This window comes from Actinospongiicola halichondriae, from assembly GCF_049103745.1.
GTDB lineage: Bacteria > Actinomycetota > Acidimicrobiia > Acidimicrobiales > Salinilacustritrichaceae > Salinilacustrithrix > Salinilacustrithrix halichondriae.
This window is the reverse complement of record NZ_CP171622.1, coordinates 3,464,867-3,478,164: the sequence shown is the minus strand read 5'-3', so window position 1 is coordinate 3,478,164 and position 13,298 is coordinate 3,464,867. Positions and strand designations below refer to the sequence as shown.

Annotated in this window: 17 protein-coding genes and 1 pseudogene; 7 read left to right on the top strand and 11 right to left on the bottom strand. The window is 68.2% G+C overall.

Going from position 1 to position 13,298, the window contains the following annotated elements; all coding sequences use genetic code 11:
* Positions 1–128: 128 nt before the first annotated feature.
* Positions 129–1,040 carry an ADP-ribosylglycohydrolase family protein gene (locus AB8619_RS17260; protein WP_436793866.1) on the top strand — a complete coding sequence of 304 codons (912 nt, stop codon included), beginning with the start codon at positions 129–131 and terminating at the stop codon, positions 1,038–1,040.
* A 6-nt stretch (positions 1,041–1,046) separates the two neighbouring features.
* Here AB8619_RS17260 and AB8619_RS17255 read toward each other — a convergent pair whose 3' ends face one another.
* On the bottom strand, positions 1,047–1,751 hold the full coding sequence (locus AB8619_RS17255) for a vWA domain-containing protein (protein ID WP_436793865.1): 705 nt from the start codon (positions 1,749–1,751) through the stop codon (positions 1,047–1,049).
* An 86-nt stretch (positions 1,752–1,837) separates the two neighbouring features.
* On the opposite strand from AB8619_RS17255, the gene AB8619_RS17250 reads away from it, so the two are divergent.
* Both AB8619_RS17250 and AB8619_RS17245 read left to right on the top strand, forming a co-directional pair.
* The gene (locus AB8619_RS17250) at positions 1,838–2,509 is read left to right on the top strand and encodes a sigma factor (protein WP_436796403.1); all 672 of its coding nucleotides are present in this window, start codon (positions 1,838–1,840) and stop codon (positions 2,507–2,509) included.
* Positions 2,502–3,800, top strand: a complete 1,299-nt coding sequence (locus AB8619_RS17245) for a hypothetical protein (protein WP_436793864.1) — start codon at positions 2,502–2,504, stop codon at positions 3,798–3,800. Before AB8619_RS17250 ends, AB8619_RS17245 begins: the two co-directional genes overlap by 8 nt.
* A 4-nt stretch (positions 3,801–3,804) precedes the next feature.
* Here AB8619_RS17245 and AB8619_RS17240 read toward each other — a convergent pair whose 3' ends face one another.
* The 4 genes from AB8619_RS17240 to AB8619_RS17225 form a co-directional block, all read right to left on the bottom strand.
* Positions 3,805–4,074, bottom strand: coding sequence for a hypothetical protein (locus AB8619_RS17240; protein ID WP_436793863.1), 270 nt, complete (start codon positions 4,072–4,074; stop codon positions 3,805–3,807).
* Between the two features lie 24 nt (positions 4,075–4,098).
* Positions 4,099–4,392 carry a DUF1905 domain-containing protein gene (locus AB8619_RS17235; protein WP_436793862.1) on the bottom strand — a complete coding sequence of 98 codons (294 nt, stop codon included), beginning with the start codon at positions 4,390–4,392 and terminating at the stop codon, positions 4,099–4,101.
* Between the two features lie 90 nt (positions 4,393–4,482).
* The gene (locus AB8619_RS17230) at positions 4,483–5,817 is read right to left on the bottom strand and encodes an HNH endonuclease (protein ID WP_436793861.1); all 1,335 of its coding nucleotides are present in this window, start codon (positions 5,815–5,817) and stop codon (positions 4,483–4,485) included.
* 141 nt (positions 5,818–5,958) lie between these two features.
* Positions 5,959–6,441, bottom strand: a complete 483-nt coding sequence (locus AB8619_RS17225; RefSeq protein WP_436793860.1) for a hypothetical protein — start codon at positions 6,439–6,441, stop codon at positions 5,959–5,961.
* A 74-nt stretch (positions 6,442–6,515) separates the two neighbouring features.
* Here AB8619_RS17225 and AB8619_RS17220 point away from each other — a divergent pair, with 74 nt between their 5' ends.
* The gene (locus tag AB8619_RS17220) at positions 6,516–7,043 is read left to right on the top strand and encodes a hypothetical protein (RefSeq protein ID WP_436793859.1); all 528 of its coding nucleotides are present in this window, start codon (positions 6,516–6,518) and stop codon (positions 7,041–7,043) included.
* Here the strand turns inward: AB8619_RS17220 and AB8619_RS17215 are convergent.
* The 6 genes and pseudogenes from AB8619_RS17215 to AB8619_RS17190 all read right to left on the bottom strand — a co-directional run bounded on the left by AB8619_RS17215 (position 7,033) and on the right by AB8619_RS17190 (position 9,669).
* A complete protein-coding gene (locus tag AB8619_RS17215) occupies positions 7,033–7,410 on the bottom strand; it encodes a hypothetical protein (RefSeq protein WP_436793858.1) in 378 nt (125 codons plus the stop codon). The two genes, AB8619_RS17220 and AB8619_RS17215, sit on opposite strands and share 11 nt — an antisense overlap.
* Before the next feature lie 40 nt (positions 7,411–7,450).
* The gene (locus AB8619_RS17210) at positions 7,451–8,314 is read right to left on the bottom strand and encodes a hypothetical protein (RefSeq protein WP_436793857.1); all 864 of its coding nucleotides are present in this window, start codon (positions 8,312–8,314) and stop codon (positions 7,451–7,453) included.
* 136 nt (positions 8,315–8,450) lie between these two features.
* Entirely contained in the window at positions 8,451–8,999 is a 549-nt protein-coding gene (locus AB8619_RS17205) for a hypothetical protein (protein WP_436793856.1), read from the bottom strand.
* Positions 8,992–9,213: a DUF1905 domain-containing protein gene (locus AB8619_RS17200; protein ID WP_436793855.1), complete on the bottom strand. Its 222-nt coding sequence runs from the start codon at positions 9,211–9,213 to the stop codon at positions 8,992–8,994. The genes AB8619_RS17205 and AB8619_RS17200 overlap by 8 nt, the downstream gene beginning before the upstream one ends.
* 85 nt (positions 9,214–9,298) lie before the next feature.
* Positions 9,299–9,349 (bottom strand): annotated as a pseudogene (locus tag AB8619_RS17195) (hypothetical protein); the annotation flags it as partial.
* 53 nt (positions 9,350–9,402) lie between these two features.
* A complete protein-coding gene (locus AB8619_RS17190) occupies positions 9,403–9,669 on the bottom strand; it encodes a hypothetical protein (RefSeq protein ID WP_436793854.1) in 267 nt (88 codons plus the stop codon).
* Positions 9,670–9,677: 8 nt separating this feature from the next.
* Here AB8619_RS17190 and AB8619_RS17185 point away from each other — a divergent pair, with 8 nt between their 5' ends.
* The 3 genes from AB8619_RS17185 to AB8619_RS17175 all read left to right on the top strand — a co-directional run bounded on the left by AB8619_RS17185 (position 9,678) and on the right by AB8619_RS17175 (position 13,292).
* Complete coding sequence (locus AB8619_RS17185) at positions 9,678–9,953, top strand: hypothetical protein (RefSeq protein ID WP_436793853.1); 276 nt, start codon at positions 9,678–9,680, stop codon at positions 9,951–9,953.
* 156 nt (positions 9,954–10,109) lie between these two features.
* Positions 10,110–11,275 (top strand): IS3 family transposase gene (locus AB8619_RS17180; protein WP_436793852.1). Its coding sequence is split into 2 segments (ribosomal slippage): positions 10,110–10,380 and positions 10,380–11,275, totalling 1,167 coding nucleotides; the frame shifts between segments, so codons are not numbered across the junction.
* Between the two features lie 340 nt (positions 11,276–11,615).
* Positions 11,616–13,292 (top strand): GmrSD restriction endonuclease domain-containing protein, encoded by a 1,677-nt coding sequence (locus AB8619_RS17175; RefSeq protein WP_436793851.1) that lies wholly within the window; start codon positions 11,616–11,618, stop codon positions 13,290–13,292.
* The last annotated feature ends 6 nt before the right edge of the window (positions 13,293–13,298 follow it).

Here is a 13,298-nt window from a genome sequence, read left to right as displayed (position 1 = left end):
CCGGAGGGGCGCGCCCGGATCGCCGGGCCAGCACTTGGGGGAAGTGCCCCAACCGTACGACGGGGGTACCGACAAGAACCCGGCCGCGTCCCCGGCGACGGGTCACGCCTGACCCGTACCGTCTGCACATGCAGCTGGACCGTGACCGATTCCGCGGTGCCCTCGTCGGCCTCGCCGCCGGCGACGCCGTCGGCACGACCCTCGAGTTCAAGCGCCCCGGGACCTTCCAGCCCATCGACGACATGGTCGGTGGCGGCCCGTTCGGCCTGACCGCCGGCCAGTGGACCGACGACACGTCGATGGCGCTGTGCCTGGCCGAGTCGATCGTCGAGTCCGGCGGCGACCTCGACCCCGCCGACCAGCTCACCCGCTACCACCGGTGGTGGAAGGACGGGCACCTGAGCTCGACCGGCGTGTGCTTCGACATCGGCCTCACCACCACCAAGGCCATCCTGCGCTGGAAGAACGAACAGACGGTCACGGCTCCCGTCGTCGACCAGGAGGCCGCGGCCAACGGTTCGCTCATGCGCCTCGCGCCCGTCCCGATGCGGTGGGCGGCCGACCCCGCGCTGGCCGGCGAGCGTTCGGCCGAGTCGTCGCGCACGACCCATCCCGCTGACCGCCCCGTCCAGTGCTGCCAGGTCTACGGGACCATGATCGCCGTGGCCATCGGCGGCGGGAGCGAGGACGAGATCCTCGACCCCGCACGGTTCGCCGACCTCGACCTCCATCCCGAGGTCCGCGCCATCGTCGACGGCTCGTACCGAACCAAGGAGCCGCCCGAGATCAAGGGCACGGGCTACTGCGTCGCCGCGCTCGAAGCCAGCCTCTGGGCCTTCGCCCGATCCGACACCTATCGCGACGCCGTCCTCGCCGCCGCCAACCTCGGCGACGACGCCGACACCACCGCCGCCATCTGCGGCCAGCTCGCCGGCGCCTTCTGGGGCGAGTCGGGCATCCCCGCCGACTGGCGCTCGAAGCTCGCCCTCCCCGACACCATCAGCGGCCTCGCCGACGGCCTCTGGGAGGCCGCCGGCTGAGATGGGTCACCGGCCACGCCGGTCGCGGTCGGCCTCGGCGCCCTTGTCGCCCTCGTAGAAGTCGGCGACGTCGTACGACTCCCGCTTGCGGAGCTTCTCGCGGCGGGCGGTCATGGCCCGACTGACATTGGCGAAGGCCTCGACCGCGCCGGTCCCGTCGGGTGCGAACGACATGGTCGAACGGTGGTCGTAGCCGATCCCGCCGGCCTCTCCGTAGGCGTCCATGCCCGCACCGAGGTAGGCGAACGTCCAGCCGTGGGCCTCCTTCTCCTTCACCAGACGCAGGATGTCTCGGCGGCGGAACTCACGGCTCTGGTTCTCGTGGCCGTCAGTGATGGTGATGATCGTCGTCACCTCCGGCCGCTTGCCGAGCGTCGCCCGCTGCTGTTCACGCACCGAGGCCATGGTGATGACCCGGCCGGTGGCGTCGAGCAACGGCGTGCCGCCCCGAGGGACGAAGGTCCGGTTGCTCAGCGGCCGCACCTTGGTGATGCGGGCGCCGTCGACGAGCACGTCGTGCGGATCCTGGCTGTCGAACTGCACGAGCGTGAGCCGTGCGTCGGGGCCGCCTCCCTTGTCGGCGTCACGCTGTTCGGCGAGCAGGTTGTTGAACCCGCCGATCACGTCGGCACGCATCGTCTCCATCGAACCCGAGCGGTCGAGCAGCACGAAGAAGTGGGGGCGGGGGATGAGGTTGTCGTTGTGTTCCATACCTCTCCGTCGTCGACGACGCGACGGTGTGACAGCACCCGTCGCAGGCACCTGTCACAGAACCCCCGTACCGTTGCAGCGTGGGGATGATCGAAGACGCGCAGGCGTTCCTTTCCGGCCGCGGGCGCGGCTACGCCGAGCGACTCGTCGCCCGTCGGCGGCTGCCCGCCGCGTACGTCGACGACGTGGTGCAGGAGGCGCTCATCGCCGTCCACCGAGCGGTCGCCGCCGGCACCGAGGTCGACAACGTCGAGGCCTTCGTCACCTCCGTGCTCCGACGTCGCGTGACCGACGTCCTGCGGGGCACGATCCGTCGCGCCGAGGTCCCGTTCGAGCGGACCGACGACGACGGTTACGTGCAGGCGGTCGACCTCGCTGATCCCGCCGACCCTGCCGCCGATCCGGAGCTCGACCTGGTGGCCCTCGAACAGACGGCCTCGCTGCGGGCCGAACTGGGCCGACGTCTCGGCGGAGCGTCGCTCCTCCCGGCGGCCGGTGCGCTCGCCGTCCTGGCCCACGTCGATCCACTCGATCCGGCCGCACCGGCCGCCGACTGCCCCCAACCGCTCGGCGGCGCGACCGCGTCCGAGGCCGCCGCCTGGGTCGGCCTCTTCTACGCAGGACGTCGCGGGTGGTGGGCCGACGACGACACGCCCGCCATCCGTCAGCGCCGAAGTCGATGGGCGCGAGCACAGACCGAGGTGCTCCAGTCCGTCGCCCTCGACGAAGGCCTCGGCCCGGGAGGTGCCCATGCCTGAACCGTTGATCGAGAGTCGGGCCATGGTCGGTGAGTGGGACGGCGAAGGCCGTGGGTGGACCGCCCGCGACTGGGTGCCCGGCCCCGCCGGAACGGTCGGACTCTCGTTGCCCGGAGGGGTCGAGCTCGAGGTCGACGTGGCCGCGCCCGGAACCTTCGTCGGACTCTGGGTCGATGCCGCCCGGGCCCGCCAACCGAGCCTCGAAGCGCTGGCGACGCTCGCCGCGCTGGTCGGGGAGGAGCGGGCGACCGCACTGCTCTCGCTCCGACGAGGCGGGGTACGACCGCTGCCGTCGACCCGGTACGACCGCTTCGACGAGGACCGCGTCCTTCAGCTCGACCGGGGGACCGACCCGACCGAACCGGGCCTCGCCCCCGCACTCGCTCGCCACGCCCTCGCGGCCGGCGACGCCGTCGACCACTCGGCCTCGGACCTGGTCGTGGCGTTGTCGTTGCTCGATGCCGCGGCGGCGGGTCTGGGGATCGACGGCCTCGACCTCGAACGGCGGGCGCAGGACATGGCCCGCCGCGGCGCCGACCTGCTCGCCGACGTCTGGTCGCCCGACGTCTCGATCGACCTGCGGTCCTTGCGCGCTGTCGTCCGCGAACTCGATCCGCTGTTCACCGACGACCATCGGCGAGCCATGCGAGCCATCGTCGACGGTCGCGACCAGCGACATCCGGCGGGCTCCGGCCGGGTGGCGGACGCCGCGATGCCGGCATCGGCTCCACTGCAGGCGACCGAGATGCGGCGCTCGGCCCCCGTGTCGCGCCTGCGCCCCGTCGACGTGTCGACGCTGCCCGAGTCGCTCGACGTGCTCGAGGCCGCGGCCCGCAACACCCGCGACGCCGAGGCCGAGGTGCGGATCCCCGGGCGTCCCGACCTCGTCGACCGTGTGTGGGCGCGGACCTTCGACGCCGACGGTGTGATCGTGGCCGCCGCGCCACTGCTGGACGACGGCGGCGATGCCGTGGCCCGACTGCTCGTCCCGCCGTCGTTGTTGGCCGGAGCGTCGTTCGACGTCACCGACCGGCCCGACGAAGCGAGACCCTCGCGGGGACTTCGGGCGACCGTCGACGCCATCGCCCACGGGCGGAGTGCGGCCCGCGCCGAGCGGCTACGTGACCGCAAGGAGACCTACGCCCGGTGGGGTCGCTCGGCCGAGTCGTGGGGTGTCGCCGGCGACGACGATCGAGCGCAGACGGCCCGCCGCTACGCGACGGACGGCGACCGCGGCGGGCGCATCCCGCCGGCGCTGCTCGCCGACCCCGTGGTCGAGGCCGGCGGCTGACGGTTCAGACGCGCGAGTCGTCGAAGAGCAACTGGCCCATCGGCTGCGAGGTGTCGTCGGTCTTGATGACCAGGAGCATGCCGGCGACCAGGGAACTGAGCATCCCGACGACCACGAGGGTGGCGGCCGCGAAGACCGCCCCGATGAGGACGACGGCGATGGATGCGACTCCGGCGAAGACGATGGCTCGGCCCGACATGGTGTGCTTCTTCTCCTGGTGCGACAAGCGTGACGGGAGAGCACCTACCCGCTGCTCGACGACGTAGAACACCATTCGGCACAAAATGTGCCAGAAGTGTCAGCTGTCGATCAGACGGAGCTCGACCGTGACCACGTCGCCGTCGTCGAGGCCTTCGGACTTCCGCACCGGCTTCTTCACCGGGAGGATGTAGGCGCCGCGCTTGGTGTCGGGGAAGACCGACGTCGCCCACGTCGTGGCCCCGACCGTCACCTCCACCCGCACCGACCCGAACCCGCGGGTGCTGCCGTCGCTGCGGGCCTCGATGTCGTCCGACACGTCGTCGGGCAGGGTCACGAAGTACCAGGCCGCGTCACCGGCGTGCAGCCACAGTTCGGCCTCGAAGCGATACACACCGTGAGGTTAGGAGCGTGGGCGCGACCGAACCCCGGCCGTCGCCGGCCGGTCGTCGGTGCCGCTGGTTCGGCGTCAGTCGATCGGAGGTCAGATCGCCGGGGTGATGGGCCCGCCCGTGCCGGGTCGATGGATCGTCCACGAGCCGTCGGGGTCGCGGACGGGTCGGAACCCTCGTTCCTTGATCCGGTTGTGTGTTCCGCACAGCGTTTCGCTGTTGGCGATGTCGGTGGGTCCGCCCCGGGCGGCGGGTTCTCGGTGGTCGACCTGGAGACAACCGCCCCGTCCGTCGCAGCCGGGCCACAGGCAGCGGAGACCGCCCGGACCTCGCAGCAGCGACTGCAACAGGGCGGCGTCTCGAGCCGATCCGGTGAACAACCGTCGCTTGCGGCCCACGTCGATCACGTTGCCGGCGGCGTCGACCACGATCCGTCGTACGTGACCGATCATCGCCGCCGCGACCGCGTCGGCGGGGTGCAGCGTGGCACCGCCGACGGTGTGGCATCGACGCCCCTCGGTCTCGTTCGGATCGGTCTCGACCGGCTCGCCCGCTGCTCGTCGTAGTTCGTTCTCGAACGTGTCCTGGTCGACGACGATGTTGACCAGCGGCTCCGGCGAACGTGCATCACCACTGACGGCGCCGGCGCGTCGGAAGATCTCGAACAGGGCGTCGGCGCGGCGTTGCGCTGGGGTGCGGGCGAGGTGCTCGGCTCGTGCGTCGGCACCGTGGACGGCTCGGGCGTCGGCCCAGTCGGCTTCGAACTCGGCTCGTTCGTAGACGTCGAGCAGTTCGCTCATCGCCGACCCCTGCAACGCGCCATGGTGACCGGCGGAGGTGAACGATCCGTCGATCTCGTTCTCCAACAACGAGAAGCAGCGCCGTTCATGGACGCGTTCCGCGGCCTCGGCCGAACCGTCGACATCAGCCAACGACTCCCACTCCCGCAGCCACGAACAGAACTCGTCATAGGGCAACTCGCTCGCCTGCCCGGCAAAGATCGGATCGGCCACCGCCACGAAGTCGCTGACCCGTGGGTTCGAGACCGCCCGGGCGATCGCCCGGACATGCCCGGTCGGGATGTCGCCCCGGGCGTACGCGGCCTCGACCGCCGGAAGATCGCGCAGGGCCCGTGCTGTCGTCACCCGACCCAGCGCAGCCGAACCCGGCAGACGGCCCAGATGTTTCAACGCTGATCGGGCGTGGCGATGACCGTCGAGACTGAACGCCGCGCTCGTGTCGAGATGGCCGGCGGCACGGTCGGTGCCGTGGTCGAGACGTCGCCGCACCTTCTCCAACCGTCGCACGGACGACAGTTCGGTGGCCGGGGCCGCGTCGAGCTGGGCGGTCTGGACCAGGCCGACAGCCGCCTCCAACACGGCCAACGCCTCGTCCATCGTCGGCGGACTGGCCGTCGGGGGACTCATGGTCGCCACGGGCGTACGACGTCCCCCGACCAACAGCGCGTTGTGCGCATGGTCGCTCCTCAGGATTCTGCAACTGGAAGGGGGAAGTACGGACAACGATACGCACGGGGTCTGACAAGAACCCCCGGACACCGAGGGGCGCTACGACGCGAGGACGGCGGCGTCGACCTCGGTCGTGGTGGGAACGCCGCCGCCGGCAGCGAGACGGTCGGCGATGAACTGCCGGGCCGTGGCGCTGGTCCGCCAGCCGACGATCGACCACGTGGTGTGCTCGCCGTCGGGGCTCACGGCGTCGACCGTCCAGGGCCGGCGGAACAGCACACGCCCGATCAGCCCCGCCAGCGCGAACACGAGGATCAGGAGCAGCTCGCCCAGCGCGATCAGGAACGGGATACCGATGAAGATCAGGAACAGCACGACGAGGACGACCACGATGAAGACGACGATGGCCTCGCCGATGTCGGGCGCGCATCCGGGATCGGGGATGTCACCCAGCTCGGTCGTTCGCCGACGCACCGTGCGCGTGCGCTTCCAGAACCGACCGAAGATCGTGTCGGCGCCCAGGTGCCGGGGCGCCCAACGTCGCCGCACGTGCCACGTGCCCCCAGGAGTGTCGACTCGCACCGCACGATCATGACGGATCGAGGTGTGCGCGTGGTTCGATGAAGGTGTGGCCGTGATGAGGGTGAGGTGACGAGATGGGCGAAGCGTTCGAATCCATGCTCACCGGCGGCCACCCGAACTCGATCGGGCGCACCGAGGAAGTCGTCGACCTGGTGCTGGCCGACCGCGAGCGGATGAGCGAGCTGTACTCGTGCTACTTCAGCGAGGACGAGGTCGTGCGGCTCCGGGTGTCCAGTGCCATGAAGCGGATCACCATCGCCCATCCCGACTGGACCATGGACTTCATGGACCGACTGCAGGGTGACGTCGCGGCGATCGACCAGGCATCGACGCAGTGGACGCTGGCACTGCTCTTCGATCTCACCCGTGGCCTCCTCAGCGACGAGCAGCGGTCCGGCGCGATCCGGATCATGCAGCGCAACCTGGCCGCGCACGACGACTGGATCGTGCTGAACAACTCGATGAAGGTCCTCGGGGCATGGTCCGACGACGACGAGGAACTCCGGCGCTGGCTCGAACCTCATGCGCAGCGGCTCGCCGAGGACCCTCGGAAGTCCGTCGCTTCCAACGCCCGAAAGCTCCTCCAGCGTCTCAGCGACTGAGCGCTGCGATCACGGCGGCAGGATCGGCGGCGCCGACGCGCAGCATCCGCAGACGGACGAAGAAGAACGCCACGCGCGAGCGGACGGCGGGATCGATGGTGAACTCCACGCCGGGTCCGAGGGCGCCGTTCACCTGCCACCGGCTGCCGAAGCCATGGACGCCGATCCCCAGCCACCCCTTCATCGGCTCTTCCGACGCGTCGGTGACGGCGTCACGCGGGATCGTGGCCGAGAACGCCCAACCCATCCGCACGCGGACCTCGGAGTCGTCGACCTCGATCCACGATCGCTTCGGTCCCATGCCCAGGATCGTCAACGGCCACTTCGTCCAGCTGTAGCGGAGGTCGAATCGCTGCTCATTGCCCATGGGGTGATCCAATCACGCCGACGCCCGAAGGTGCGGCCGGTCACGGCCGGACCGATGGCCGTAGGTGCGACGGCCGCATCTGTGGCGGCACGAAGTAGCCCTGGTCCTCGAGCGGAACCCAGTTGCCGGCGAGGAACTCGTCCATCTCGAACGCCGTCACCTCGATCGCCTCGCGCCGGTCGTCGCCGATGACGTAGGTCCAGCACGAGTCGTCGGTGACCCAGCGTTGCTCGGTCCCGTCCCAGTACTGGCAGTGGGTCCTGCGGATCCGCATGCCGCGGCCCGCCGTCGATGTCTTGCCCCGCTCGGCCAACAGGAGGAAGCACTGGGGCGAGGTGCCCGGTCTCATGCCGATGCCGCTGGGCCAGCTACGCGACTGCTCTCGTCGGACGATCTGCTCCTCGAGGTCGGGCACCTTCTCGGTGGCGAGGACGGTGGCGCCGGCCATCGCCCAGCCGAGCTCGTCGACGATGTCGTCGCCGTCGAGGGCCCGCTCCATGTGTTCGACCTTGCGTCGAACGGTCCGCACCCGGTCGACGATGTCGGGGACGTCGTCCACGGTCACGACGTTCAGGAACAGGTCGACTGTCAACTGCTGACATTCGACGAGGGTGACGGCGGCGGCGACGTACAACGGCCGAGCGGGGAGACGACACACCTGGTCGTGGTGGACGTCTTCCTGGGCGTTCCACGTGTCGGGGTCGGCCGACGGCGGTTCGCTGCGCCCGACCCCGCGGACCATCGCGGCGACGTTGATGCCCACGTGTCCCTTGATGTCGGGCACCCGCCCCGGCCCGAGCAGCGTTGCGTCGTGCAACAGGCCGGCGGCGATCATCTCGTCGTCGGCGTCATGGGCCTCGAGGACCTCGACCACCGCACGTCGCTTGTCGCGATCGCCCGGCATCGTCGCCTCGTACGTCTCCGCCCTGTTCCTCACGTCGTCCATCGACCACCTCCATGTATACGTATGGGTCGGTCGTGACGGCGTGGCCGGCGTCGCAGATCCGACGATGACCACCACCGGCGCCGGCGACGCCCCGTCAGTCCACCGGACCGCGGCACCGGTCGAGGAACTCGTCGACCGCTCGTCGGGACTGCAGTACGTGGACCGCGGCATGCGTCCCGTGGTGCGAGATGATCTCGCGTTCTCGCTCAGGCTCCGAGCGGCGCTGACGCCAGATGCGCACGGCGAGTCGCCATTCGTCGCGCCACCGCTGCCAGCGCGTGTACGTACATCCCTCGGGCAACTCCGCCGGCATCCGGAAGCCGCGCCGCAACGCCCGAGCGGAGCAGAGCCACCAGGCCATGTCGAGCACCACCACGGTGTCGGCGCGTTCGAGCCGGACGTCGAGCGTCTCGTGGTAGTTGCCCTCGGCGATCCACGAGTCGCCGTCGAGCACGGCGCGTTGTCGGTCGCGCCGCTCGGTCTCCGACGGTTCCGTCCAGCCCGGGTTCCAGAACTCGAGGTCGAGGTGGATGAGCGGCAGGCCGGTCTCGGCCGCGAGCGCCAGCCCGAGCGTGCTCTTGCCGGACCCCGCCAGCCCGGTGACGACGATGCGGTGTCCGATCGCCGGCGGGGTGTCACGCATCGACGTCAGTGTCCCGCAGGCGCCGGTCGTGCGCACACGAGATATCCGCCGGGGGGCAGACGTCGACGAGCTCCAGGCCGATCGACACCGTGTCGCCGTCGTCGATGCCCTCCGCCTTCCGCACGGCCTTCTTCATCGGGAGGATGTAGGCGCTCCGCTTCGAGTCGGGGAAGACCGACGTCGCCCAGGTGGTCGCGCCGACCGTGACCCGCACCCGCACCGATCCGAACCCCCCGGGACTCGTCGACCGTCCATGCCTCGATGTCGTCGGACACGTCCTCGGGCAGCGTGACGAAGTACCAGGCCGCCTGGCCGGTGTGCAGCCAGAGTTCGGCGTCGAAGCGGTACATCGACGTCACGGTAGGGGGACGACGCCTGACGATCCGTCCGCCGTATCCGGCGGTCAGCCGGCGAAGACGGCCAGGGCGTTGGTGGCGACGATCAACACCAGCGCGCTGATGAGGCTGATGAGCATCGTGCGCGTCTGCGCACCGAACGCCTCGTGCACCTGACGTTCGAACGTCGCGGTGAGGCGGGCCTCCATCAACGCAAGGTCGTCCCTGACAAGCGCAAGGTCGTGCTTGGTGGCGAGGCGGTCGTGGTCGGTGCGGAGCATCTCGATGACGAGGTCGGTCCTGTCGGCGAACACCAGCGAGAGGTCCAGATCCACGGGTACCGTTGTTTGCGATGGCGACACCTGAGCAGATCGATTCGCTCGAGGAAGGCCTGACGAACTGGCTCGGTTCGACGAACGCGTCGACGCTGTTGCAGCTACTCGGCTCGCGCCCGCGCTCGCTCGACATGACGAAGAATCCTCTCGCGACGATCAGCCTCATCGCCGACCTGCACGACGCCGTCGCTGACAGTGTCGACCACGACCTTGCCGACGACATGCTTGCGATGGCCGGGTACCCGCCGTCTTACTGGGTCCCGACCTGTTCCCGGGTGCGCTGAGACGGAACCGGGGAGTCACGTCTCGGACGTATCGGCCTTCCATGCTGGTGCTGACTTGGAAGTCACAGCGACCAGTTCTCGCCGAGGCGTTGGGTCTGCCCCGGGTTTGGTTGACATCTCTTACGCCCGGTGTGTCCGGGCGGGAAGGATGTTCCCATGCCCAAGAAGTTCCCTCCGGAGTTCAAGCGTGACGTCGTCACCGTTGCTCGCCGTGGTGATCTGACCCAGGCCGAGGTCGCTGCCGACTTCGGGATCTCGGTCGAGTCGGTGCGCCGCTGGTGCCAACAGGCCGATGTCGATGACGGCATCCGCGACGGCCTCACGACCGCGGAACAGAACGAGCTCGTCCAGTTGCGCCGCGAGAAGCGCCGCCTTGAGATGGAGAACGAGATCCTCCGTCGCGCCGCCGCCTACTTCGCCGCGGATCAGCTCCCAAAATGATGTTCCCGCTGGTCCAAGAACTGGCCGCCGAGGGCATCCCGGTGCGGTCGACCTGCGGGGTCCTCGGCTTCAGCCGCCAGGCGTTCTACAAGTGGCAAGCGAACCCGGTCTGTGACCGCGACTGGGACGACGCGCACCTGGTGAACGCCATCGTCGACGTGCACGCCGACGACCCAGAGTTCGGGTATCGGTTCATCGCCGACGAGCTCGAACGAGCCGGCCATGTCGTGGGCGAGGGTCGGGTGCATCGGCTGTGTCGCCAGCACAAGGTCTGGTCGACGACCACGAAGAAGGGCCGGATCGGCAAAGGCCGACCTGGCCCCGCCGTCCACGACGATCTCGTGCAACGGAACTTCACTGCGTCACGCCCCGACGAGGTGTGGCTGACCGACATCACCGAGCACCCCACGGCTGAGGGGAAGCTCTACGTGTGTGCGATCAAAGACGTGTTCTCCAACCGGATCGTCGGCTACTCGATCGACAAACGCATGACCGCCCAGCTCGCCGTCGCAGCGCTCCGAGCGGCGATCGCCCGGCGGCAACCAGCCGGGACCGTGGTGGTTCACAGCGACCGCGGCAGTCAATTTCGCGCTCGAGCATTTCGCAGCGTCCTCGCTGCCGCTGGGATGTCCGGGTCGATGGGCCGAGCCGCCTCCGCCGGTGACAACGCGGCGATGGAGTCGTTCTTCTCGCTGCGGCAGAAGAACGTCCTCGATCGGCAGCGATGGCGGACTCGCAGCGAGCTTCGCTACGAGATCATCCGCTGGATCGAACACACGTACAACCGTCGCCGCCGTCAACGCGGTCTCGGCAAGCTCACCCCAGTCGAGTTCGAACTCGCCTTCACAACCCCAACCAACTCCGCCGCCGACGCGGCATGATCAGTCACAACCACCGTCAACCAAACTCAGGGCAGACCCGTTCGAGCGTTCAAGGGTGGTGCGACCAGGTGTTCAAGTCCCCCTCCGACACCACAAAACCCCAGCTCACACCCTCTGGACGACCGACCAGAAGGCCGCTTGTCGGCAATTTGTCATCAAACTTGCGTGACCTGACCGTGAGACCAGGCAGTCCGAGCGCTCGTACGCAGGGTCCGATGGGCAGCTGGTCAGCAAGGCTCGTACTCGCCCGCCTATCGTTGGATGTGACAGTGCGTTCGCTTCATCAACGTGAGGAGAACGCCCGAAGCGGAGTCCGGTCGCCCAGAATTGGAATGCTGACTTGCTGAATGAGATGAACAGGTCGATCGGTCTTGAGCAAGGGGGGCTGGCCGAGCTACTCGGTGGCCGCCGGCTCACAGTTCCGTCATTTCAGCGCTCCTACGCATGGCGAGTCGACGAGGTCAACGCGCTGTGGGACGACCTCCGATCTGCACTCGTCCTGGACGACCCCGAGTACTTCTTGGGAACGATCGTTCTGGCTCAGTCGGGCGACGAGCGGAGCGTGATCGATGGTCAACAGCGCCTTGCCACAGCCTCGCTTCTGCTTGCTGCCGTGCGGAACGCCTTTCTCGACCACGAAGACAAGGATCGAGCAAGTGTCATCGAGAGCGAATACCTAATCGCTCGTGACTTGCGGACGGCTGAGGTGCTCCCTCGACTACGACTGAATGCCACGGACGATCCTCACTTCCGGAGAATCATCTTCGAGAGGGACTCGACCATCACCGTGGAGTCGCCTGCATCCCACAGGCGGCTAAGCGAGGCCATGGAGGCGCTTGAGGAGCACGTCGACCGCGAGGTTCGACGCGCAGGACGAAACTGGGCCGAGCAGCTTCTCTCCATTGTGAGTGCGCTGGAATCGAGCGTTCGGCTGATCATTGTCCAAGTTGCTTCGGACGCGGATGCGTACCTGATTTTTGAGACGCTCAATGACCGCGGCCTTCCGCTGAACATCGCTGACCTACTGAAGAACTATCTGTTCGGTATTTCCCAGGCGCGTTCAGACGAAGTGCAGGAGGCGTGGGCCGAGATGGACACAGTGATCCAATCGGCTGCAGATGAAGAGGCCATCAAGACCTTCATTCGGCACAGCTGGATGTCGTCCCATGGGGCCGTGCGGGAGCGAGATCTCTACCGTCACATAAAGCGCCGCGTGAAGTCGCCTGCGGCAGCTAGCGAAGTTGCTGCGGCCTTGGCTGCGTCTGCGCCGAACTACACGGCACTTCTTGACCCGCTGAGCAAGCGATGGGTTGAGAAGGGCGTCGGTCACGACCTGCCGTACACCTTGAATCGGCTGGGCTTGGAGCAGTACCGGCCGCTGGCGCTTGCGGCTCTTGACGTACTCGATGGGCCGGTTTTGACGGACGTCCTTGAGCATCTGGTCTCCTGGCTGACGCGCGGCCTCATCGTCGGCGGCATCGGTGGAGGCACCCTTGAGCGGTACTACGCGGAGGTCGCAGTCGCGCTCCGCGTCGGAAAGGCTCGCGATGTTGACGAGATTCGCTCGATCCTGGACACCGTTGTACCGAGTGATGACGAGTTTCACAGCGCAATGCGCAACCGCCGCATGAACAAGCTGAGGCTTTCGCAGTACCTCGTCCAAGCCTGCGAACTGAGCTTGATGGGAGTGAAGAAGCCGGGAATCGTGACGATGGAGCAGGACGCTGTGCACTCGGCCGTCAACGTGCTGCCCCGGAAGGCTGTTCCTGACGAATGGCCCGCCTTTGACGCGGAGACCGTCGGGAGCTGGGCGCACCGGCTTGGAAACGTTCTCATTCTGCCCGACGAGCTGGCGCAGAACCTGCCGATCGGCTGGCCAGCCAAGCGTGAAGCGCTTCAGGAGGTTCATCGCCCGCTCGCCGAGGCCGCATGCGCGCTTTCGGAGTGGACGCCGGACGCGATCTCGTCGATGCAAGACATCCTTGCCGACGCTGCACCTTCTACCTGGCCCCGCTAGAACCGC

Bases quoted from the DNA above. Each gene is read 5' to 3' on its own strand.
- AB8619_RS17260 (WP_436793866.1), top strand. From the start codon at position 129: ATGCAGCTGGACCGTGACCGATTCCGCGGTGCCCTCGTCGGCCTCGCC.
- AB8619_RS17215 (WP_436793858.1), bottom strand. From the start codon at position 7,410: ATGGGCAATGAGCAGCGATTCGACCTCCGCTACAGCTGGACGAAGTGG.
- AB8619_RS17205 (WP_436793856.1), bottom strand. From the start codon at position 8,999: ATGCGTGACACCCCGCCGGCGATCGGACACCGCATCGTCGTCACCGGG.
- AB8619_RS17255 (WP_436793865.1), bottom strand. From the start codon at position 1,751: ATGGAACACAACGACAACCTCATCCCCCGCCCCCACTTCTTCGTGCTG.
- AB8619_RS17220 (WP_436793859.1), top strand. From the start codon at position 6,516: ATGGGCGAAGCGTTCGAATCCATGCTCACCGGCGGCCACCCGAACTCG.
- AB8619_RS17240 (WP_436793863.1), bottom strand. From the start codon at position 4,074: ATGGTGTTCTACGTCGTCGAGCAGCGGGTAGGTGCTCTCCCGTCACGC.
- AB8619_RS17245 (WP_436793864.1), top strand. From the start codon at position 2,502: ATGCCTGAACCGTTGATCGAGAGTCGGGCCATGGTCGGTGAGTGGGAC.
- AB8619_RS17250 (WP_436796403.1), top strand. From the start codon at position 1,838: ATGATCGAAGACGCGCAGGCGTTCCTTTCCGGCCGCGGGCGCGGCTAC.
- AB8619_RS17210 (WP_436793857.1), bottom strand. From the start codon at position 8,314: ATGCCGGGCGATCGCGACAAGCGACGTGCGGTGGTCGAGGTCCTCGAG.
- AB8619_RS17230 (WP_436793861.1), bottom strand. From the start codon at position 5,817: ATGAGTCCCCCGACGGCCAGTCCGCCGACGATGGACGAGGCGTTGGCC.